Source organism: Streptomyces collinus Tu 365 (assembly GCF_000444875.1).
Classification (GTDB): Bacteria; Actinomycetota; Actinomycetes; order Streptomycetales; family Streptomycetaceae; genus Streptomyces; species Streptomyces collinus_A.
This window is the reverse complement of the sequence record NC_021985.1, coordinates 5,876,439-5,897,998: the sequence shown is the minus strand read 5'-3', so window position 1 is coordinate 5,897,998 and position 21,560 is coordinate 5,876,439. Positions and strand designations below refer to the sequence as shown.

Annotated in this window: 15 protein-coding genes and 2 pseudogenes; 10 read left to right on the top strand and 7 right to left on the bottom strand. The window is 74.0% G+C overall.

Translation table 11 applies throughout. The annotated features are described in order from the left end of the window. The first annotated feature begins 2 nt into the window (after nucleotides 1-2). Nucleotides 3-692 carry a GNAT family N-acetyltransferase gene (locus B446_RS25705; protein WP_043479111.1) on the top strand — a complete coding sequence of 230 codons (690 nt, stop codon included), beginning with the start codon at nucleotides 3-5 and terminating at the stop codon, nucleotides 690-692. Here B446_RS25705 and B446_RS25700 read toward each other — a convergent pair. The 6 genes from B446_RS25700 to B446_RS25675 form a co-directional block, all read right to left on the bottom strand. Further along, nucleotides 663-1,850, bottom strand: coding sequence for a YncE family protein (locus B446_RS25700; protein ID WP_020942353.1), 1,188 nt, complete (start codon nucleotides 1,848-1,850; stop codon nucleotides 663-665). The two genes, B446_RS25705 and B446_RS25700, sit on opposite strands and share 30 nt — an antisense overlap. Continuing rightward, complete coding sequence (locus tag B446_RS25695) at nucleotides 1,850-2,674, bottom strand: polysaccharide deacetylase family protein (protein WP_043476461.1); 825 nt, start codon at nucleotides 2,672-2,674, stop codon at nucleotides 1,850-1,852. Before B446_RS25695 ends, B446_RS25700 begins: the two co-directional genes overlap by 1 nt. Before the next feature lie 113 nt (nucleotides 2,675-2,787). Beyond that, nucleotides 2,788-3,291 (bottom strand): ATP-binding protein, encoded by a 504-nt coding sequence (locus B446_RS25690; RefSeq protein ID WP_020942351.1) that lies wholly within the window; start codon nucleotides 3,289-3,291, stop codon nucleotides 2,788-2,790. Between the two features lie 286 nt (nucleotides 3,292-3,577). Beyond that, nucleotides 3,578-4,345, bottom strand: coding sequence for an enoyl-CoA hydratase/isomerase family protein (locus B446_RS25685; protein WP_020942350.1), 768 nt, complete (start codon nucleotides 4,343-4,345; stop codon nucleotides 3,578-3,580). Nucleotides 4,346-4,425: 80 nt separating this feature from the next. Then, nucleotides 4,426-5,673, bottom strand: coding sequence for a L,D-transpeptidase (locus B446_RS25680; RefSeq protein ID WP_193384497.1), 1,248 nt, complete (start codon nucleotides 5,671-5,673; stop codon nucleotides 4,426-4,428). 156 nt (nucleotides 5,674-5,829) lie between these two features. Then, entirely contained in the window at nucleotides 5,830-7,053 is a 1,224-nt protein-coding gene (locus B446_RS25675) for a L,D-transpeptidase (protein WP_020942348.1), read from the bottom strand. Nucleotides 7,054-7,219: 166 nt separating this feature from the next. Between B446_RS25675 and glgX the strand changes: the two genes are divergently transcribed. The 5 genes and pseudogenes from glgX to B446_RS25650 all read left to right on the top strand — a co-directional run bounded on the left by glgX (nucleotide 7,220) and on the right by B446_RS25650 (nucleotide 12,793). Next, nucleotides 7,220-9,472, top strand: a complete 2,253-nt coding sequence (glgX, locus tag B446_RS25670) for a glycogen debranching protein GlgX (protein WP_020942347.1) — start codon at nucleotides 7,220-7,222, stop codon at nucleotides 9,470-9,472. A 112-nt stretch (nucleotides 9,473-9,584) separates the two neighbouring features. Next, the gene (locus B446_RS25665) at nucleotides 9,585-10,091 is read left to right on the top strand and encodes a SigE family RNA polymerase sigma factor (RefSeq protein WP_020942346.1); all 507 of its coding nucleotides are present in this window, start codon (nucleotides 9,585-9,587) and stop codon (nucleotides 10,089-10,091) included. Between the two features lie 11 nt (nucleotides 10,092-10,102). Next, on the top strand, nucleotides 10,103-10,645 hold the full coding sequence (locus tag B446_RS39280; protein ID WP_020942345.1) for a hypothetical protein: 543 nt from the start codon (nucleotides 10,103-10,105) through the stop codon (nucleotides 10,643-10,645). A gap of 106 nt (nucleotides 10,646-10,751) precedes the next feature. After that, nucleotides 10,752-11,498, top strand: a pseudogene (locus B446_RS25655) (dolichyl-phosphate beta-glucosyltransferase); the annotation flags it as partial. A 32-nt stretch (nucleotides 11,499-11,530) separates the two neighbouring features. Then, nucleotides 11,531-12,793, top strand: a complete 1,263-nt coding sequence (locus tag B446_RS25650) for an integral membrane protein (protein ID WP_020942343.1) — start codon at nucleotides 11,531-11,533, stop codon at nucleotides 12,791-12,793. A gap of 34 nt (nucleotides 12,794-12,827) precedes the next feature. Here B446_RS25650 and B446_RS25645 read toward each other — a convergent pair whose 3' ends face one another. Then, entirely contained in the window at nucleotides 12,828-13,433 is a 606-nt protein-coding gene (locus tag B446_RS25645) for a hypothetical protein (RefSeq protein ID WP_020942342.1), read from the bottom strand. A 157-nt stretch (nucleotides 13,434-13,590) separates the two neighbouring features. On the opposite strand from B446_RS25645, the gene B446_RS25640 reads away from it, so the two are divergent. The 4 genes and pseudogenes from B446_RS25640 to B446_RS25625 all read left to right on the top strand — a co-directional run bounded on the left by B446_RS25640 (nucleotide 13,591) and on the right by B446_RS25625 (nucleotide 21,415). Then, on the top strand, nucleotides 13,591-15,420 hold the full coding sequence (locus tag B446_RS25640) for an ABC transporter ATP-binding protein (protein ID WP_043479092.1): 1,830 nt from the start codon (nucleotides 13,591-13,593) through the stop codon (nucleotides 15,418-15,420). Next, a complete protein-coding gene (locus B446_RS25635; protein ID WP_020942340.1) occupies nucleotides 15,417-17,273 on the top strand; it encodes an ABC transporter ATP-binding protein in 1,857 nt (618 codons plus the stop codon). Before B446_RS25640 ends, B446_RS25635 begins: the two co-directional genes overlap by 4 nt. 115 nt (nucleotides 17,274-17,388) lie before the next feature. Continuing rightward, nucleotides 17,389-19,097: pseudogene (locus tag B446_RS25630) on the top strand (ABC transporter ATP-binding protein); the annotation flags it as partial. Nucleotides 19,098-19,591: 494 nt separating this feature from the next. After that, a complete protein-coding gene (locus B446_RS25625) occupies nucleotides 19,592-21,415 on the top strand; it encodes an ABC transporter ATP-binding protein (RefSeq protein ID WP_193384496.1) in 1,824 nt (607 codons plus the stop codon). Nucleotides 21,416-21,560 lie beyond the last annotated feature (145 nt).

Here is a 21,560-nt window from a genome sequence, read left to right as displayed (position 1 = left end):
TGGTGGAGACCTTGCGGGACGTACTCGACGCGGCGGCGCGGGGCGTCTTCCCGCCGGCGGACGGCCGGACGACGGTCGTACCGCAGCACTGCCCGCGGGACGCGGGGGTGCTCGCCTTCACCGCGCACTCCGTGGTCTTCACGGACGAGGACCCGGGCTGGGTGCGCGGCGCCCTGGCCGCCGTGGACTGCGACCCGCTCGCCGCGCCGCTGAACCCGCTCTTCCTCGCCTCCCTCATGGCCCGTACCGGGCGCGGGGCCGAGACCGTCGACGCGCTGCTGGTCGGCGCGCCCCTGCCGGGCCGGCCGCCGCTCGCGCTGCGGGAGATCGAGGACGCCGGCCACCCCCGGGTCCGCTACGCCCGCCGGCGGCGCGACGCGGTGCGGGTGTGGACGGCGGACGGCGGGGTGCTGGTCATGGGCCGCGGGGTCGGCGGCCGGCTGGAGGTGTCCGTCGAGGTGGACGACGGCGCCCGGCACCGGGGGCTGGGCCGGGCGCTGGTGACGGCGGCCCGGCAGCTCGCGGCGGAGCCGGTGTGGGCGCAGGTCTCGCCGGGGAACGCCCGCAGCATGCGGGCGTTCCAGGCGGCGGGTTACCGCGCGGTGGGCGCGGAGGCGCTGCTGCTCGGCCGGGTGCCGGCCGGCGGGGGTCCGGCGGCAGGTTCAGCGGAAGACGCCGGTGTGGCCGAGTGAGTAGCGGCCCGGCTGCGGGTAGACGGCGAGGCCGTGCGGGCCGCTGCCGACCTTGATGCGGGCCAGTTCGGTGCCGGTGCGGGTGTCGATGGCGTACACCTCGGAGTTGTAGCGGCCGGAGAGCCACAGCACCTTGCCGTCCGCCGAGACGCCGCCCATGTCTGGGCTGCCGCCGCCGGGCAGCCGCCACTTCTTGGTGAGCCGGTTCCGGGGGAAGTCGAACAGGGAGATGGTGCCCTCGCCCCGGTTGGAGATGTACATCTCCCGGGAGTCCCGGCTGACGTACAGCCCGTGGGCGCCCTTGCCGGTCCGGAGCAGCTTCGGCTGGTCGAAGGTGTCCCCGTTCAGGATCCACACGCCGTCGGCCATCATGTCGGCGATGTAGAACAGCTTGCCGTCCGGGGAGATCTTGACGTCCTGGGGCATGGCGCCCTTGTACGGCAGCTTCTGCTGGGCGACGACCTCCATCCGCGCCGTGTCGACCTTGAGCAGTTCGCCGCTGAACTCGCAGGAGACGATGAAGTACTTGCCGTCGATGGAGAAGTCGGCGTGGTTGACGCCGGAGCAGCTCACGGGCACGGTCTTGGCGATCTTCATGGTGTGCGCGTCGCGGAAGACGAGCTGGCGGTCCTTGGACGCCATGACGACGGCGTACCGGCCGTCGGGGGTGAAGTACAGGTTGTACGGGTCGTGCACGTCGACCGGTTTGCCGGCCTTCCCGGTGCTCGGGTCGATGGGGGTGAGGCTGTTGCCGAGGTCGTTGTTGACCCAGAGGGTCTTCAGGTCCCAGGACGGCACCACGTGCTGTGGCTGATGGCCGACCGGGATGGTCTCCAGCACCCGGTAGGTCGCCGGGTCGATGACGGTGACGGTGTTCGAGTTGGTGTTCGGAACGTAGACCCGGGAGGGGAAGTCCTTGACGACGGGTGAGAGCCGGCCCGGGCGGTCCGCGGCGTAGAGGTCGGTCGCGTCCTGCACCGGGGGCATCCCGGGCAACACGTCCACCTGCTGCTTCCTCAGCTGCGGCTGGATGGGCGGCTTGCTGGCGAGGGCCTCGTCCTCGCGGTGCTGGGTGCCGCTCCCGCACGCGGAGAGCAGCGTCAGGGCGGTCAGGGCGGCTCCGGCGGCCAGGAGGCGGGCGGCTCGTGTGGGTTGCATCAGCTCAGCAGCTCCGTGGTGGTGACCGCGCGCAGCCGGCGCCGGTCGAGTTCGTGGAGTACGGCGGGGAGGGCGGCGACCGTGTCCGGGTAGCCGAAGTGCAGGCTCACCACCGATCCCGCGCGCACCTCGGCCATGACCTTGCGGGTGACGGCGTCGGCGCCGGGACGGGTGTAGTCGAGCGAGTCGACGTCGTAGGAGAGCACGTGCGGGTAGCCCGCGGCCCGGGCGAGCCCGGCGACCAGCGGGGAGGCGGTCGGGGAGCGGGAGGGCCGGAACCAGGTGCCGATGGAACCGGTGAGCCGCTTCAGGCGTTCGGCGCAGTCGGTGATCTCCCGGCGGGCCTCGGCCTCGGCCATGGCGTTGACGGCGACGTGCCGCTGGGTGTGGTTGCCGAGGTCGTGGCCGCCGTCGAGGATGCGGCGGGCGAGGGTGGGGTGTTCGTCCAGCCAGGTGCCGACGGCGAGCACGGTGAGCCGGGCGCCGCGCTGTTCGGCCGTACTGAGCAGGGACTCGGCGAAATGGGGGTCGCCCTGGCCGTGGAAGGTGAGGGCGACCTGGGGACGGGTGCGTGGGCCGTGGGTGATCTGGGCGGGCTGCCCGGCGTAGGCGCGGGGTGCGGGGGCGGTGCGGGCGGTGCGCGCGGTCCGGGCGGTGGCCGTGGGCCGGCCGGACGTGTCGGCGGTCGGGGCGGACGCGGACGTCTCGGCGGCGGGCGGGGTGTCCGGGCCGCTTCCGCATCCGGCGGCGAGCGCGCCCCCGGCGACGAGCCCGGCACCCGCGCGCAGCACTCCGCGTCGGTTGGTCGTGGTCACCCGCACCATTTAAGGGGCGTCAGGTAAGAAAACCGCCGATTGCCCCATTCTGGGGATATTTGCGGGTCGCGGTGACGGAACGGGCCCCGAGGTGCGCGCCGGGGCCGGTGGGACGGGGGGTGCTAGCGGTCGCCCACCCGCATCTCGAACCAGGTGGTCTTGCCGCGCGGTAAGAGGTCGACGCCCCAGCGGTCGGACAGCTTGTCCACCAGGAACAGGCCGCGGCCGCTCACGTCCATCTCCTGAACCGGCATCAGGCACGGCAGCCCGCGGGAGGGGTCGCGGACCTCGACGCGGATCCAGCCGCGGCGGCGGCGCATGCGGAGGCCGAACACCCGGGCCCCGGTGTGCCGTACGGCGTTGCCGACGAGTTCGGAGACGAGCAGGACCGCGTCCTCGGTCATCTTGGGGGTCAGCCCCCACTGGCGCAGGACGACGACCTGGGCCAGCCGGCGCGCGGTCGCCGCGGATTCGGGGCGGGACGGCAGCGGGACCTCGGCCTCCGTCGGGTTGCCGAACAGTTCGAGTGCCTTGAGCGCTCGTTCGTCCTCGACCGCGGGCGACCAGCGCGCCGCGGCCGCACGGCTGTGTCCCCGCGGCTGTTCGATGCCCTCCAGCCCCGCCATGCCCCCATGATGGCCGCCCTGAGCCGCCTCCGTGGCCGTTCCGGAGGAATACGCCCCCTGTGCGCCTGTGTCGGTATCGGGTCGATCGGCATATGCCGACGGCATACCGGGGTCGACGAGAGCCCGGCTGACCTGCGGCGACGGCTCACTTTCGGGCAATCGACAGGCTCCCTCGACGAGGCAGGCTTAAGGGTGCGTTAAGGCTCCCATAAACCGCCCCATCGAGGGACCCCGGATGAGACGACTCGTCAATTGCAAGGGATACGGGGAGGATTTCCCGGCGAGTTCAGAGGAACTTGGCCTTGCCCGGGCCCTCCTCGACGAAGCTGCGCATGCCCCGCTCACGGTCCTCGGTGGCGAACAGGCCCGCGAACCAGTTCCGCTCGACGGCGAGACCGGTGTCGATGTCGGTCTCCAGACCGGTGTCGATGGACTCCTTCGCCGCGCGCAGCGCGATCGCCGGCCCCTGGGCGAGCTTCGCGGCCCAGGCGTACGCCTGCTCGTACACCTCGGCGGCCGGGACGACCCGGTCCACCAGGCCGATCGCGAGCGCCTCGTCGGCCTTGACCTGACGGCCGGTGAAGATGAGGTCCTTGGCCTTGGAGGGGCCGACCAGCCGGGACAGCCGCTGGGTGCCGCCGGCGCCCGGGATCAGCCCGAGCAGGATCTCCGGCTGGCCCAGCTTGGCGTTCTCCGCGGCGATGCGGAAGTCGGCGCACAGGGCCAGCTCGCAGCCGCCGCCGAGCGCGTAGCCGGTGACGGCGGCGACGACGGGCTTGGGGATGCGGGCGACGGCGGTGAAGGAGTCCTGCAGGGCGCGGGCGCGCAGGACCATCGCGGTGTGGTCCATGGCCTGCATCTCCTTGATGTCCGCACCCGCCGCGAACACCCGCTCCCCGCCGTAGATCACCACGGCGCGCACGTCCTCGCGGCGCGTGGCCTCCTCGGCGAGTTCCTTCAGCCGGTCCTGCGTGGCCACGTCCAGCGCGTTCATCGGCGGACGGTCCAGGCGCAGCGTTCCGACACCTGCGGCGACTTCGAGAGAGACGGTCATGGGGAGCAGGTTAACGGGGACTAACGCGGGCGGGCCCGGTGCCGTTCCTCACAGCACCGGGCCCGCCCACTCCTCGGGACTCACTTCTTCCAGTCGGCCCAGGACATGTTCCAGCCGTTGAGGCCGTTGGCCGGGTCCACGGTGCGGTCGTGGGAGTGCTTGACGACCACCACGTCACCGACCATGGAGTGGTTGAAGAACCAGGCCGCCGGGACGCTCTTGTCGTAGCCGCCGCGCACGTCGCGCAGGCCCACGCAGCCGTGGCTGGCGTTGTAGTTGCCGAAGGCGCCGCCGCCCCAGTAGTTGCCGTGGATGAAGGTGCCGGAGTCGGTCAGGCGGATGGCGTGCGGCACGTCCTTGATGTCGTACTCGCCGCCGTAGCCGACGGTCTCGCCGTTCATGCGGGTCACGGCGAGCTTCTCGCTCATGACCATCTGGCCGTTCCAGGTGTCGTAGCCGGGCTTGCCGGTGGTGACCGGGATGGTCTTGATGACCTTGCCGTCCTGGGTGACCTTCATCGTGTGCTTCTTGGCGTCCACGACGGAGACCTGGTCGCGGCCGATGGTGAACCTGATGGTCTTGTGCTGCTTGCCGTAGACGCCGTCGCGGCCCTCGACCCCGTCCAGGTCGAGGTCGACGGTGACCTTCGTGCCCGCCTTCCAGTACTTCTCGGGACGGAAGTCCAGGCGGTCGTTGCCGAACCAGTGGCCCTCGACGTCGACGGCCGGCTCGGTCCGGACGCGGATGGCCTTCTCGACGGCCGCCGGGCTGGTGATGCCCCGGGTGAAGCGGACGGAGAACGGCATGCCCACCCCGACGGTGGAGCCGTCCTCGGGGGTGAAGTAACCGACGAAGGTGTTCTTCGGGGTGAGGGTCGTGAAGGTGGAGTCCTCGGCGGCCTCGCGGCCCTCGGAGTCCTTGGCGACCGCGTGCACCGTGTACTTGGTGCCGCCGGCCAGGTGGGTCGACGGCGTCCAGGAGGCGCCGCCGCCGGTGATGCTGCCGCCGACCTCGGCACCCTTGGCGTTCTTGACGGTGACCTGGGTCAGCCTGCCCTGGGCGACGCTCACCTTCAGGGCGCCGCTGGTGTCGACGCCCGTGGCGCCGGACTTGGGCAGGATGCTGACGGCGGCCGTGGACTGCTTGCCCTGCTGCGTGCCGGTGCCCTTGTCCTTCCCGCCCCCGGAACCGGACCCGGCCCCGGAGTCGCCGCCCCCGCCGCAGGCGGTGAGCGACAGCAGCAGGGCGCCGGCTATGAGCGCCGCCCCCTTGCGGCCCGTCCCCCGGCGCCCCGCCGGCACCGCCCCCGATATAGGCCGCACGTTCAACTCGTTCTCCCCTCGCCGGGCCAGGTCAGGCCCGTCCCCACCACATTTGGTGTGCGCATGTTAACCGCAGGGATTTGAGCGAGGTGTCAGGTGAATGTCACCGTTGCGTCGCAACTTCAACCGTCATCGGCGGCCGCAACCACGGCGCACACCGGGTCACTTGACGGCACTGCCCGCTTTCCACTCGTTCCATGCCATGTTCCAGCCTCCGAGGCCATTGTCGGGAGAGACCTGTTTGTCCTTGCTGTTGACGACCTCGACGACGTCCCCGATCAGGCTGCGGTCGAAGAACCAGCCCGCCGGGGTGTCCGAACCGCCGCCCTTCACGTCCATGAGACCCACACAGCCGTGGCTGACGTTGACGTGCCCCGGGGAGTCGGGCGACCAGTAGTTGCCGTGCAGGAAGGTGCCGGAGTCGGTGAGCTTCATGGCGTGCGGGACGTCGGGGATGTCGTACTCGCCGCCGAAGCCGACCGTGCGGCTGTTCATGCGGGTCACCTCGAGCATCTCCATCACCACCATCTTGCCGTTGTAGGTGGGGCTCTTGGGGGCACCGGCGGTGATCGGCACGGTGGCCAGCAGCCGGCCGTCGCGCCGCACCTCCATCATGTGCTGGGCCGCGTCGACCAGCGAGGTCTGGCTGCGGCCGACGGTGAAGGAGAACGTCTTGGCCTGGAGGCCGTAGACGCCGGGCGCGCCCTCGACGTCCCGCAGACCGAGGCCGACGGTGACCTCGGTGCCGGGCTTCCAGTAGCGCTCGGGGCGGAAGTCCAGGCGGTTCTTGCCGAACCAGTGCGGGCGGATCTCCACCGGCGGGTTCGCGGTGACCCGCACCGCGCGTTCGACGGCGGCACGGTTCACGATGTCCCGGCTGAAGGCCAGGGAGACGATCATCCCGGTGCCGACGGTGGACCGGTTCTCCGGGGTGACGTAGCCGATGAACCGCTCCTCGGGGACGTAGGTGGTGAAGGTGGTGTGCCGGGCCGAGCGGCGGCCGTGGGGGTCCAGCGCGACCGCGTCGACGGTGTACTTGGCGGCCAGCGCCAGCCGGCCGTCGTCCGGCTGCCAGGTCAGCCCGTCGGCGCTGATGCGCCCGGGCACGGGGGTGTCCTGGGCGTCCTGGGATCTGACGACGCTCACCTTCTCCAGGCGTCCGTCGGGCACTCGCACCCGCAGCCGCTCACCCGGACGGACGTCCTTGCCCCCGTCGTCCGGGGTGACCCGGATGACGTCCTCGGGGGACGGGCGCTTGCCGAGGGCCCCGTCCAGGCCCAGTCCACCGGAACCGCCCGGGGTGCACCCGGCCAGCAGTCCCGCCCATGTCAGTGCCGCTGCCAGCGCGGCGCACGCGCGCCGTGCGCGTCCTTGTACGTGCCTCACGTGGGGCTCAACGACGGTGCCCGCCCCGGGGAAACGTGAGTGCGACGCCCGCGCTGGGCAGAACAGTGGGGAGAACGACACGGAGGGGAGCCTCCCCACCCGTGGTGACCCACCCGAAGCCCGCGTCGCAGCCGCCGGGGCGAGCCACTGAGAAGAGGGGCCACAGGTGACGAGCGCAGCCGAGCAGCGGGCACTGGCCGAGGGGCGGGCCGCCGGGAACGGGCAGCAGGCCGCCGTGGTGAGCGGCGCCCGCCGTGCCACGCCGCCGTCCCCGCCCGTGTGGCCGGGGACGCCGACACCGCTGGGGGCCCGCTTCCGGGTGGGCCCGGACGGGGTCGCGGGCACCAACTTCGCACTGTGGGCGGCCGGTGCGGAGGGGGTCCGGCTGTGCCTGTTCGACGAGCGGGGCCGGGAGACCCAGGCTCCGCTGACCGAACTGACGCACGAGATCTGGCACGGCTTCGTGCCGGGCGTGATGCCGGGGCAGCGCTACGGCTACCGGGTGGACGGCCGCTGGGACCCGTGGACCGGCGCCCGCTGGAACCCGGCCAAGCTGCTGCTCGACCCGTACGCCCGCGCGGTGGACGGCGAGTTCCGGCTGCCGCCCGAGGTGTACGGGCACGTCCGGGACTGGCCGGAGCAGCACGTCGCCGACACTGTGCGCGACGACCGGGACTCGGCACCCCACGTCCCCAAGGGCGTCGTCGTCGACGATGACGACGACTGGGAGGACGACCGCCGCCCCAAGACGCCGTGGGCCGACTCGGTGATCTACGAGCTGCACGTGCGGGGTTTCACCAAGCTGCACCCCGGCATCCCGCCGGAGCTGCGCGGCACGTACGCGGGGCTGGCGCACCCGGCCGCCGTCGAGCACCTGGTGAAGCTGGGTGTCACGGCCGTGGAGCTGCTGCCCGTGCACCAGTTCGCGCACGAGGACCACCTGCTGCGCCGGGGCCTGAGGAACTACTGGGGCTACAACTCCATCGGCTACTTCGCGCCGCACGCGGCCTACGCCGCCTCGGGGACGACGGGCGGCCAGGTCGGCGAGTTCAAGCGGATGGTCCGCGCGCTGCACGCGGCCGGCGTCGAGGTCATCCTGGACGTGGTCTACAACCACACCGCCGAAGCGGGCGAGCTGGGGCCCACGCTCTCCCTCAAGGGCATCGACAACCGCGGCTACTACCGCCTCCAGGGCGACGCCCGGCGGTACGCGGACTACACCGGCTGCGGCAACACCCTGCACGTCGTCCAGCCCCAGGTGCTGCGGCTGATCACGGACTCGCTGCGCTACTGGGTGACCGAGATGGGGGTGGACGGCTTCCGCTTCGACCTGGCGGCGGCGCTGGCCCGCTCGATGCACGACGTCGACATGCTCTCCCCCTTCCTCGCGGTCATCGCCCAGGACCCGGTGCTGCGCCGGGTGAAGCTGATCGCCGAGCCGTGGGACATCGGCTCCGGCGGCTACCAGGTGGGCGCCTTCCCGCCGCTGTGGACGGAGTGGAACGACCGCTACCGCGACACCGTGCGGGACTTCTGGCGCCACGCGCTGCCCGACGTGCGGGAGATGGGCTACCGCCTGTCCGGCTCCAGCGACCTGTACGCCTGGGGCGGCCGCCGCCCCTACGCCTCGGTCAACTTCGTCACCGCGCACGACGGTTTCACCCTGCGCGACCTGGTGTCGTACGAGCGCAAGCACAACGAGGCCAACGGCGAGAGCAACCGGGACGGCACGGACGACAACCGCTCCTGGAACTGCGGCACCGAGGGCGAGAGCGACGACGAGCGGGTGCGGGCCACCCGGCGCAGGCAGCTCAGGAACCTGCTGACCACCCTGCTGCTGTCCACCGGTGTGCCGATGCTGGTGGCCGGCGACGAACTCGGCCGCACCCAGCGCGGCAACAACAACGCCTACTGCCAGGACAACGAGATCGGCTGGCTGGACTGGTCCCTGCTGGACGACCCCGGCTGGCGCCCGCTGTTCGACCTCACCTCGCGGCTGATCGCCCTGCGCCACCGGCACCCGGTGCTGCGCCGCCGCGCCTTCTTCTCCGGCCGCGCCGCCTCGGCGGACGGACTGCGCGACCTGGCCTGGTTCACCTCCCGGGGCGAGGAGATGACCGAGGGCGACTGGTACGCGCCCGCCGCCACGCTCGGCATGTACCTGTCGGGCCGGGACATCCCGGGCCGGGACGAGCGGGGCGCGCCGGTCCTGGACGACAGCTTCCTCGCGGTGCTGCACGCGGGCGACCGCCCGGTGCGCTTCGTCCTGCCGGGCGCGCCCTGGGCCGAGGCGTACGAGGTCGTGGTCGACACCGCCCGCGAGGACCAGACCGGCGCGCCGGGCACGGTGCACCAGGCCGGTGCGGAGGTCCTGGTCCCGGCCCGGTCCGTCCTGCTGCTGCGGGTCGACCGGCCCTGACCGGGCACACGTCGCGCGGGTCGCGTGACGGGGATCACGTCCACGAGGTGCAGCGCGCGCGTGGGTCCAGGGCCTTTCCCCTTGTGTAGACAGCCGGCGAGGGGACCGTGGAATGGAGCAGGCTCGGGCCGGTGAGTACGACGCGTTCGTGGCGGCCCGCTGGTCGGTGTTGTTCCATCTGGCCCGTCTGCTCACCGGAGGGGACCGGCATCGGGCCGAGGACCTGTTGCAGGAGTCCTTGGTCAAGCTGTGGTTCGTCTGGCCGAGGGTCGCCGACGAGGCGCCGGAGGCGTACGTGCGCAAGGTGCTGGCGCGGGCCGCGGCCCGCTCGGCCCGCCGGCGCTGGTGGGGCGAGCGGCCCGTCGAGGAGCTGCCCGAGGTGGCCGCGGCCGGCGACGTGTCCGCGACCGTCGCCGAACGCTCCCGTCTGGAGGCGGCGCTCGCGCAGCTGAGCCCCCGGCAGCGGGCCGCCGTCGTGCTGCGCTACTACCAGGACCTGCCGGACCGGCAGGTCGCGGAGACCCTGGGCTGCCCGGTGGGCACGGCCCGGTCCCACGCCGCGCGCGGCGTGGCCCGGCTGCGCCGGCTGCTGGCCGACGTCATCGAGCCGGTGGGGTGAGGGAAGAAGCCATGGACCACTTCGAGCGGCAGCTGACGCGGCTGATGCACGACACCCGGGAGCACCAGGCGTTCGAGACGGCCCACCGGGACCGGTTGCGGGCGGGCGTCCGCACCCGGCGCCGGGTGCGGACCGCGCGCCGGGCGGCCGGGTCGGTCCTCGCGGTCGCCGGACTCGGCCTCGGGCTGCTCCTGTGGCCGCACGCGCCGGGCACGGACCAGCCGAGCGCGCCCCGCCCGCGGCCCGCCGTCAGCCCCGTGCCGGGCCCGACCGGGACACCCTCGCCGCAGGACTCGCCGAGTGCGCCGCCCAGTTCGTCCCCGACCCGGTCGCCGGACCCGGGCGGGGCCACGGAGACCTCCCGGCCCCCGGCCACGCAGGGCGGTTCCGGCCCGACCACCGGCGCCCCGCCCACGGGCACCGCCACGGCGACCGCCACCGCGACCGCCACCGCGCGGAACACACTCACCGCGCCGCCACCCGCCACCGAGCCGGAGACCTCCTCCGCCGACCCGTCGTACGCCGCGTCCGGCACGACCGAGCCGAACCACTAGCGCACCGGCCCTCTTCCCGCCTCACCTACGCCACGCGTTCCCCGAGCGCGCCCCGAAAACCAGAACACAAGGGACTTACGTGATGAATCTCCTCCCTGGGCGCGCGATGCCCGTCCGGCCGCACCTGCCGCGGCGGGCCCCTCTGACCAACCGGCAGGACGAGCCCGTCCTGGACCTGGCCGTGCCGGTGTTCAACGAGGAGACGGACCTGGAGCCGAACGTCCGGCGGCTGCACACGCACCTGCGGGACACCTTCCCCTACCCCTTCCGGATCACCGTCGCCGACAACGCCAGCACCGACCGCACCCCGCACATCGCCGCCCGCCTCGCGGACGAACTGGCCGAGGTGGCCTGGATCCGGCTGCCCGAGAAGGGGCGCGGCCGGGCCCTGCGCGCCGCCTGGTCGGGCTCGCGGGCGCCCGTGCTGGCGTACACCGACGTGGACCTGTCCACCGGGCTCGCGGCGCTGCTGCCACTGGTCGCGCCGCTCATATCGGGCCACTCCGACCTGGCCATCGGCACCCGCCTCGCGCCCGGCTCCCGGGTGGTGCGCGGCCCGAAGCGGGAGATCATCTCCCGCTGCTACAACACCCTGCTGCGCTGCACGCTCGCCGTCGGCTTCTCCGACGCCCAGTGCGGGTTCAAGGCGGTGCGGCGCGACGTCGCCGAGCGGCTGCTGCCGCTGGTGCGGGACGGGGAGTGGTTCTTCGACACCGAGTTGCTGGTCCGCGCCGAGCGGGCGGGCCTTCGTATCCACGAGGTGCCCGTGGACTGGGTGGACGACCCCGACAGCCGGGTCGACCTGGTCGCCACCGCGCTGGCCGACCTGCGCGGGATCGCCCGGATGTGCCGGGACGCCCACCGCCGCGGCGGCCGGGTCGTCCGGTGAGCGCCGTCCTCGACCGTCCGCCGGCGGCGGCCCGCGCCCGTGCCCGTGCCCGTGACCACGCCCTGCGCAGCAAGGAGCGGCTGCGCGCCGCCGCCCGCGAACACGGGCCGGTCCTCGCCCTCTTCGGCGTCCTGAAGCTCGTCGGCTTCTGCTCCTTCATGTACCTGCTGGACTCGGCCGGGGACTTCCGCACCAGGCACCCCCGCTTCGGCGGCGGGGCGCACGCCTGGGACGTGCTCGCCACCTGGGACGGCTGGTGGTACCAGCAGATCGCGCTGCACGGCTACGACCCGAAACTCGTCCACCTGCCCGGCGCCACCGGCCTGATCACGCTGGAGGGCAACTCCGCGGCCTTCTTCCCGCTCTACCCGGCGCTGATGCGGATGACGTCCGTGGTCACCGGCCTGGGACCGTACGGGGCCGGGATGCTGGTCTCCGTCGTCGCCTCCTTCGCCGCCGCCCTCGGGATCGCCCTTGTCGCCGAGCGGCTCGGCGGCCGGCGCGCCGGGCTCGCCGCGGCCGGGCTGTGGGCGGTGTGGCCCGGCTCCGGGGTGGAGTGGGCGGTCTACTCCGACTCCCTCTACGTCGCCCTGGCCGCCTGGGCCTGCCACGCCGTCATGACCCGCCACTGGCTCACCGCCGGGGTGCTCACCTTCACCGCCGGTCTCAACCGCCCGACGGCCGCCGCCCTGATCGCCGCGCTCGGCGTGGCCGCGCTGTGCGCGGTGCGCGACCGGCGCGACGGCGTCCTGCGCCCGCTGCTCGCCCTGGGCCTGGCCCCGCTGGGCCTGCTCGGCTACCTGGGCTGGGTGGGGAACCGGATGGGCGACCCGGGCGGGTACTTCAAGCTCCAGTCGGGTGCCTGGGCGCACCGCTTCGACTACGGCAGCCAGACCCTCGACGTGCTGTCCTCGGTGCCCGTGGGCCACTTCACCTACCTGTCGGCGTTCCCCTTCGCGGACGTCATCGGCGTCGGCGTGGTCCTGCTGGCGTTCGCCCTCCTCCCCCCGCTGCTGCGGCTGCGCCCGCCGCCGGTGCTGCTCGTCCACACGGTGCTGACGCTCGCCCTGGTCCTCGGCAGCCAGCAGATCTTCGCCAACGTCTCGCGCTATCTGCTCCCCTGCTTCCCGCTGTTCCTGCCGCTGGCCGTCGCCCTGCGCCGGCTCGGTCCGCGCACGCTGTACCCGGTGCTCGGCATCGCCGCCCTGGCCTCCGGCTCGTACGCGGGGTACGCGCTGTTCGAACTCGGGGTGCCGTAGCGGCCGCGCCGGGCGGACGGCACCCGGGCCACGCTCACCCGGCCTGCGCCTGCGGACCGTCCCCGCGCGGACCGCTCCCGTGCGGCCCCTCTTCGCGCGGCAGCGCACGGGCCGCGTCCTCCGCGCGTGCCACCCGGGCCAGCAGGCGGTTCCTCCTGACGGGTGACCAGGTCAGCTCCAGCGCCACCAGGGCGACCACGAGCCAGGACACCAGGGCCTGGCGGGCCGGCCCGGCGACGGTGTCGTACACCGCCAGGGCCAGCGACACGACGGCCACGAGCGGCATCAGCCACCACCGCGCCCGGTCCTCCTCCCGCAGGACGCGCAGCGCGCCGGCGTACTCCAGGACCGCCGGCGCCAGCCGGGCGTCGCCGACGGACTCGCCCCGGCGCGTGGCCCGCACCACCCGTGCCCGGTCGGCCGGCGCGAGAGCGGCGCCGCCGGGCCACGCCCGGCCCATCCGGCGTGCCCCCCGGACGCCGTACAGCGGCCCGAGCACCAGCAGGACGACGGCGGCGGCCGGCCACGCGCCGGACTCGACGGCGACGAAGGCGGCGAAGAGGACACCGGCGGCCAGGCCGACGCACAGCCCCCTGCGCACCGGGCCCTGCCACCACACCCATCCCGGGACCAGAACCACGCGCTCATGCTGGCGACCGCCGGCGGCCCGGGCAATCACCGCCCCCGCGAGTCACCCGTACGGCGCACCGAACGCGCTGGTCGTAGGACCGGCGACCGACCCCGGTCCGGCCAAAACTCAGTGGGCGATGTCGGTGCGGATCCGTAGGCTCGCGATGATGCCCACGACACGTGCAACCACCGAGGACCGCTCCGCCGTACGCGCCCTGCTGCGGCTGTGGCCGTACGTCCGCCCCGTGCGGGGCCGCCTGTTCACGGCCGCGTTCGTCGCGGTCGTCGCCTCCTGCACGGGGCTGGTGATCCCGCTCGTCCTGAAGTGGATGGTGGACGGGCCGGTCGCCGACCGGGACCCGGCCGGGGTCTGGCTCGGGGCGCTGTACCTGCTGCTGCTCGGTGTCGCGGAGGCGGTGCTGTTCGGCCTACGGCGGTGGCTGGTGGCCCGGCCCCTGTCGCACGTCGAGGCGGAGATGCGGGCGGGGCTCTACCGCAGGCTGCAGCGGCTCCCGGTGGCCTTCCACGACCGGTGGGCGTCAGGACAGTTGCTCTCCCGGGGCACCACCGACCTGATGCTGGTGCGCATGTTCCTCGCCTTCCCGCTGACCTTCCTGCTGGTCAACGCGGTGACGATCCTCGTCGGCGTGGTGATCATGCTGATGCAGGACTGGGTGCTCGGCCTGGTGATCCTCGGGCCCGCCGTGCCGGTGCTGTGGACCTGCGTGGTCTTCGAGCGGCGCTACGCCGAGGTGGCGCGGCGCGCGCAGGACCAGGTCGGGGACCTGACGACGGTGGTCGAGGAGAGCGTGCTCGGCATCCGCATCGTCAAGGGCTTCGGCCGGCACCGCGCCCAGGCCCGCGCGTTCCGGAAGCTGTCCGGCGCGCTGCGCGGCACGGAACTGCGCAAGGCCCGGCTGCTGGCGACCATCCTCGGCGTCATCGTGACGCTGCCCGAGGTGGCGATCGGCGCGGCGCTGGTCCTGGGCGCGCTGCGGGTGGCCGACGGCGACCTGTCGGCGGGCACCCTGGTCGCCTTCCTGAGCACGGCGCTCGCCCTGCGCTGGCCCGTCGACTCGATCGGCTTCCTGCTCGCGATGAGCCAGGAGGCGGCCACGGCCACCGAACGGTACTTCGAGGTGGTGGACGAGGAGCCGGAGGACGCCGGCGGCACCGCGCCGGCCACCGGCGCCGAGGGGGCGCGCGGACTGCGCTTCGAGGACGTCCGGTTCCGCTACCCCGACGCACCGGCCGGCTCGCAGCCCCTCCTCGACCACGTCGACCTGCACATCCGCCCCGGCGAGTCCATGGCCCTCGTCGGCGCCACCGGCAGCGGCAAGACGACCCTCACCGCGCTGGTCCCCCGGCTGCACGAGGTCACCTCGGGGCGCATCACCCTGGACGGGGTGGACATCACCGCGATGAGCCGGGAACGGCTTCGCGCCAAGGTCGCCGTCGCCTTCGAGGAACCCACCCTGTTCTCGGCCAGCGTCGGCGAGAACGTGCTCATGGGAGCGGCGGACGGCGCCGGGGAGGCGGACCTGGACCGGGCGCTCGCCGTCGCCCAGGCCGACTTCGCGCACGCGCTGCCGCAGGGCACCGGCACCCAGGTCGGCGAGCAGGGCCTGAGCCTGTCCGGTGGCCAGCGCCAGCGCCTCGCACTGGCCCGCGCGGTCGTCGGCCGGCCGGAGTTCCTCGTCCTGGACGACCCGCTCTCCGCCCTGGACGTGCACACGGAGGCCGCCGTGGAGGCCGCGCTGCGCCGGGTCCTCACGGACACCACCGCGCTGATCGTCGCCCACCGCCCGTCCACGGTGCTGCTCGCCGACCGGGTCGCCCTGCTCTCCGGCGGCCGGATCGCCGCCGTCGGCACCCACCACGAACTGCTGCGCACCAACGCCGAGTACGCGCACCTGATGTCCGGCGACGACGGCGAACCGGGCACCCCCGGCGACCCCTTCGACGACGACCACGGCGACCCCGAGGACGAGCGATGACCACCACCACGACCGCCGCCCCGGCCACGGACGACGACGAGGTCCCCCGCCCCCAGAAGGCCGGCGACCCCTTCGACCACGACGTCCTGCCCACCCCGCCCGGCGCCACCGCGGCCCTGCTGCGCTCGCTGCTCGCGCCCATGAAGGCCCGGGTCGTCCTCACCACCCTCCTGCTGCTGTTCCAGCAGGCGGCGGTGCAGGCGGGCCCGCTGCTGGTGGCCTACGCCCTCGACAGCGCCGTACCCGCGCTGCGCCACCACGACCACGGGCCGCTGATCGCGGTCGCCGTCGGCTACCTGGTCTGCGCGCTGCTCTCCGGTGTGCTGCAGTTCTGGTTCGTCGAGGCGTCCGCCCGGGTGAGCCAGGACGTGCTGCTCGACCTGCGCGGCCGGATCTTCCGGCACGCGCAGGCGCTGAGCGTCGACTTCCATGAGCGCTACACGTCCGGCCGGCTGATCTCCCGCTCCACCACCGACGTCGAGTCGCTGCGCGAACTGCTGGAGGAGGGGCTGCAGGAGCTGGTGACCGTCGTGCTGGCCTTCGTCTACATCTCGGCCATGCTGCTGTGGCTGGATCTCGGCCTGGGCGCGGTGGCGGTGGCCTCCTTCGTGCCGCTGTACCAGCTGGTGCGGGTGTACCGGCGGCGCGCGGGCCGGGTGTACACCGCGCGGTCCACGGCGATCGCCGCGGTGATCGTGAAGTTCGTCGAGACGATGAACGGCATCCGGCCGGTGCGCGCGTTCCGCCGGGAGGCGGCCAACGACGCCGAGTTCGCCGTGCTCAACCAGCGGCACGAGCGGATCAACGGGGACGCGCTGCTGGAGATGGCGCGCTACGTGGTCGGGTCCCGTCTGGTGGCCAACACGGCGGTCGCGGGGATCGTGCTGTGGGGCGCCTACCGGGTGGCGTCCGGCTCGCTCGCGCTCGGTGTGCTGGCGGCCGCGGTGCTGTACCTGCGCCGTCTGTACGACCCGATCGACCGGCTGGGCATGTTCCTGAACTCCTACCAGTCGGCGGCCGCCTCCCTGGAGAAGATCGCCGGCCTGCTGGCGCAGACGCCGTCCGTGCCGGAACCGGCGGCGCCCCGCGAACTCCCGCCGTCCGCAGGCGAGTTTCCGGGCCGTGAGGTCGTCTTCGACGGGGTCCGCTTCGCCTACCGCACCGGCGGCGAGGTGCTGCCCCGCTTCGACCTGACGCTCCCGGCCGGGCAGACCGTCGCCGTGGTCGGTTCCACGGGCGCGGGCAAGTCGACCCTGGCCAAGCTGCTGGCGAGGTTCTACGACCCCTCCGACGGGCGGGTGCTGCTGGACGGCGTGGACCTGCGCGAGCTGGCGCTGCCCGAACTGCGGCGCGGGGTGGTCATGGTGACCCAGGAGGCGTTCCTGTTCTCGGGCACGGTCGCCGACAACATCGCGATCGGCCGCCCCGACGCCACCCGCGAGGAGATCGAGCGGGCCGCGAAGGCCATCGGCGCGCACGAGTTCATCAGCGCGCTGCCCGACGGCTACGACACCGACGTACGCAAGCGCGGCGGGCGCATCTCCGCAGGCCAACGCCAACTGGTGTCGTTCGCACGCGCGTTGCTCGCGGACCCGGCGGTGCTGATCCTGGACGAGGCGACCAGTTCCCTGGACATCCCCGGCGAGCGGGCCGTGCAGCGGGCGATGTCGACGGTGCTGCGGGGCCGTACCGCCGTGGTGATCGCGCACCGGCTGTCCACCGTGGAGATCGCCGACCGGGTGCTGGTCATGGAGCACGGCCGGATCGTCGAGGACGGGCACCCGGCGGAACTGATCGCGGGCACCGGGCGGTTCGCCGACCTGCACCGGGCGTGGCGGGACAGCCTGGCCTAGGCCGTGTCCGCAACGTCCCGCCGGGCAGGCGGGACTTCACGGACACGGCCTGGGTCGCGGGAAGGGCGGGACTTCGCGGACACGCCCCGGGGCCCGATCGGACGGGGGGACGACGGTGATCGACGCGTACGAGGACCCGGGCACACCGGACATCCGGGGAGGCTGGCACTACCTGTGGTGGCTGGTGCTGCGCCAGCCGCTGCGGTCGCTGGCCGGCGCGCTGCTGGGCAGCGTGTGGCTGGTGCTGATGGCCACCCAGCCGTATCTGATGGCCCGCGCGGTGGACGACGGGCTGGTGCCCGGGCGGACGGGCGTGCTGGCCGGGTGGACGGCGACGATGTTCGTGGTCGGGGCCGTCACCGCGTGGCTGAGCATCCTGCGGCACCGCACGATGACCCGGGTGCGTATGGACGCCAACTTCCGCACGGTGAAGCTGGTCGTGGCGCACGCGGCCCGGCTGGGCGCCGCGCTGCCCCGGCGGGCCGGGGCCGGGGAGGTCGTCACGATCGGCGTCGGCGACGTGGCGACCCTCGCACAGGCGCTGACCGTGGTCGGGCCGGGGGTCGGCGCGGTCGCGGTGTACCTGGTGGTGGCCGGGCTGCTGCTGGACGTCTCCGCGGGGCTCGCCGCCGTGGTGCTGCTCGGGGTGCCGGTGATCGCGCTGCTGACCGGGCCGCTGACGCTGCGCCTGCAGGGCGCCGAGAGCGAGTACCGGGAGCGGCAGGGCGTGCTGGCGGCCCGTATCGGCGATCTGGCGGGCGGCCTGCGCGTGCTCAACGGGCTCGGCGGCAAGGGCCTGTTCGCCGACGCCTTCCGCGGGGACTCGCAGCGACTGCGGGCGCAGGGCTACCGGGTGGGCGCGGTGGCGAGCTGGGTGCAGGCGCTCGGGGTGGGGCTGCCCACCCTCTTCCTGGCCGTGGTGACCTGGCTGGCGGCCCGGCTGGCGGCGCGGGGTGACATCAGCGTCGGTGAGCTGGTGTCGGTGTACGGCTATGTGGCGGTGCTGATCGGGCCGGTGGCGTTCGTCGTGCAGCTCGCCTACGAGCTGAACCGGGGTGTGGTGGCCGCCCGCCGGGTGGTGGGTCTGCTGCGCCTCGAACCGGAGCCGGACGAGGGCACGCTGGCCGCGCCGGACGGGCCGGCCGAGCTGAGCGACCCGGCCTCCGGGGTCCGGTTGCCGCCGGGCCGGCTGGTCGCGCTGGCCGCCGCCCGGCCCGCCGAGGCCGCCGCCGTGGTCGACCGGCTGGGCGGTACGGGGCCACCGGGGCCGTCTGGGGCGGGGTCCGGCTCGACGCGGTCCCGCTGGCCGAGGTGCGGGCCCGGATCCTGGTCGCGGACAACGAGGCCGACCTGTTCGCGGGGCCGTTGCGGGAGGTCGTGGCCGTGGACCTTCCGCCCGGCGAGGCGGCGCTGCGCCGGGCGGTGCACGCGGCCGCCGCCGAGGACGTCGTCCGCGGGCTGCCGGACGGTCTCGACTCGGTGGTGGCCGGGCAGGGCCGCAGCCTCTCCGGCGGGCAGCGGCAGCGCGTCCGGCTGGTGCGGGCGCTGCTCGCCGACCCGGAGGTGCTGCTCGCTGTGGAGCCGACCTCGGCGCTGGACGCGCACACCGAGGCGACGGTCGCGGAGCGGCTGCGGGCGGCGCGGCAGGGGCGGACGACGCTCGTGGTGAGCACCTCGCCGCTGGTACTGGACCACGCGGACACCGTGCTGTTCCTGGCCGACGGCAGGGTGGCGGCGAGCGGCCCGCACCGGCGGCTGCTGGCCCGCGAACCGGCCTACCGGGACCTGGTGGCACGGGACACGGAGGACACGAACGACACCGAGAACGTCGTCGGGGACACCCGGGACGATCAGACCCCTGGCCACCCCGAGGACACCGCAGCTCCCGACGACGCCGGAGCCGGGACCCCCGGCCTCACCGAGCCCGCCGAGGCCGCCCGGGCCGTTGCAGCCACCGGAGCCACCGAGCCCGCCGCAGCCGACGAAGCCACCCAGGCCACCGCAGGCACCGGAGCCACCGAGCCCGCCGAGGCCGCCCGGACCATTGCAGCCACCGGAGCCACCGAGCCCGCCCGGGCCGCCGCAGCCACCGGAACCACCAAACCCACCGAAGCCGCCGCAACCGCCCAGGCCACCGCAGCCACCGGAACCACCGAACCCGACGAAGCCACCGCAGCCGCCGCAGCCACCCAGGCCACCGGGGCGGCCGAAACCGCCGCAGCCGACGAAGCCGGCCGGGCCGCCGAGCCCACCGGCCCCGTCGAGCCCGCCGGACCCGCCGGACCCGCCGGACCCGCCGGACCCGCCGGACCCGCCGGATGTGCGGACGTCGGGAACCGCGGGAGCGGTGCGGGCGCCGAGGAGGCCGTACGGTGACGACGGAGGCATCGCTGCTGCCGGTGGCGGACCGGGCCGGGGTACGGCGCGCGACCGCGCGGCTGGTACGGGCCGACGGGCGGGCGTTCGCCGCGGCGCTCGGGCTCAACGCGCTGGCGGCCGGGGCGGGTCTGGTCGGCCCGTGGCTGGTCGGCCGGATCATCGACGAGGTGCGGGCGGGGCACGGGGTCGGGGCGGTGGACCGGCTGGCGCTGTGGATCCTGCTCTGCGCCCTGGCCCAGTTGCTGCTGGCCCGCTGGGCCAGGTACGTCGGGCACCGGTTCGGGGAGCGGACGCTGGCCCGGGTGCGCGAGGAGTACGTCGACCGGGTGCTGGCACTGCCCGCGTCGGCGGTGGAGCGGGCCGGCACCGGCGACCTGACCGCGCGCGGCACGGCCGATGTCGCCACCGTGGGCACCACGTTGCGCGACGTCGGCCCGGAGCTGCTGGTCTGCGCGGTGCAGGCGCTGTTCGTGCTCGGCGCGGTCTTCGCGCTCGATCCGCTGCTCGGCCTGTTCGGGGTGGTGGGACTCACGCCGGTCTTGCTGGCGCTGCGCTGGTACCTGCGCCGGGCCCGGGACGGCTATCTCGCCGAGGGCGCGGCCACCTCGGAGGTCGCCGAGATCGTGGCGGCGACGGCGGCCGGGGCGCGCACGGTCGAGACGTTCCGGCTGCGCGGGCGGCGGATCGCGGCGAGCCGGGACGCGCTGGAGAAGTCCCGCCGGGCCCGCTTGCACACCCTGTGGCTGCGGACCGTGTTCTTCCCCGCCGTGGAGATCACCTACACGGTGCCGGTGGCGGGTGTGCTGCTGGTCGGCGGGTGGCTGCACGCGCGGGGCGCGGTGGGTCTCGGCGCGGTGGTGGCCGCGGCGCTGTACCTGCGGCAGTTCACCGAGCCGCTGGACCAGATCCTGATGCGGGTGGAGCAACTGCAGAGCAGCGGTGCCTCGTTCGCCCGGGTCGAGGGGCTGGCCCGGGCGCCCAGGGCGCGGGCCGGGGGCGGTCCGAAGCCGGCCGGCGACCGGATCGACGTGCGCGGGGTGCGCTACGCCTACGAGCGCGGCGGCGAGGTGCTGCGCGGGGTGGACCTGACCGTACGGCCGGGCGAACGCCTCGCCGTGGTCGGTCCGTCGGGTGCCGGGAAGACGACCCTGAGCCGGCTGCTGGCGGGCATCGACTCCCCCGGGGCGGGCACGGTGACGGTCGGCGGCGTGCCGGTCGCCGCGCTGGAGCCCGAACTGCTGCGCCGCCAGGTCGTCCTGGTCACCCAGGAACACCACGTCTTCCTCGGCACGGTGCGCGACAACCTGCTGATCGCCGAGCCCGCCGCGACCGACGAGGCGCTGTGGGCGGCGCTGGCCGCGGTCGGCGCGGACGACTGGGTCCGCGCCCTGCCGTCCGCGCTCGACACCGCGCTCGGCCCCGGCGGCCACCCCACCGACGGCTCCCAGGCCCAGCAACTGGCCCTGGCCCGCGTGGTGCTGGCCGATCCGCACACCCTCGTCCTGGACGAGGCCACCGCCCTGCTGGACCCCGCCACCGCCCGGCACACCGAGCGCGCCCTCGCGGCGGTCCTGAAGGGCCGCACGGTGATCGCCATCGCCCACCGTCTGCACACGGCGCACGACGCGGACCGCGTGGCGGTGATGGAGGACGGCCGGCTGACGGAACTGGGCACGCACGACGAACTGGTGGCGGCGGGCGGAGCGTACGCGGGCCTGTGGCGCACCTGGCACGGGGACGCGGCCGAACAGGACCGGCCATGAGCCGGCGCACGTCCGCATAACGAACACGGTCACCCGTTCAACGAACCAGTTCCGGCCATTTTGTGACGTGGTCCTGACAGATTGCACCCATTCCTGTCACTCTTCCCACGGCCGACTCACAGCGACCCCACAGCTTCCGCCTCCA

Bases quoted from the DNA above. Each gene is read 5' to 3' on its own strand.
- B446_RS25665 (WP_020942346.1), top strand. From the start codon at position 9,585: ATGGAGCAGGCTCGGGCCGGTGAGTACGACGCGTTCGTGGCGGCCCGC.
- B446_RS25685 (WP_020942350.1), bottom strand. From the start codon at position 4,345: ATGACCGTCTCTCTCGAAGTCGCCGCAGGTGTCGGAACGCTGCGCCTG.
- B446_RS25700 (WP_020942353.1), bottom strand. From the start codon at position 1,850: ATGCAACCCACACGAGCCGCCCGCCTCCTGGCCGCCGGAGCCGCCCTG.
- B446_RS25690 (WP_020942351.1), bottom strand. From the start codon at position 3,291: ATGGCGGGGCTGGAGGGCATCGAACAGCCGCGGGGACACAGCCGTGCG.
- B446_RS25635 (WP_020942340.1), top strand. From the start codon at position 15,417: ATGACCACCACCACGACCGCCGCCCCGGCCACGGACGACGACGAGGTC.
- B446_RS25640 (WP_043479092.1), top strand. From the start codon at position 13,591: ATGCCCACGACACGTGCAACCACCGAGGACCGCTCCGCCGTACGCGCC.
- B446_RS25625 (WP_193384496.1), top strand. From the start codon at position 19,592: ATGTGCGGACGTCGGGAACCGCGGGAGCGGTGCGGGCGCCGAGGAGGC.
- B446_RS39280 (WP_020942345.1), top strand. From the start codon at position 10,103: ATGGACCACTTCGAGCGGCAGCTGACGCGGCTGATGCACGACACCCGG.
- B446_RS25695 (WP_043476461.1), bottom strand. From the start codon at position 2,674: ATGGTGCGGGTGACCACGACCAACCGACGCGGAGTGCTGCGCGCGGGT.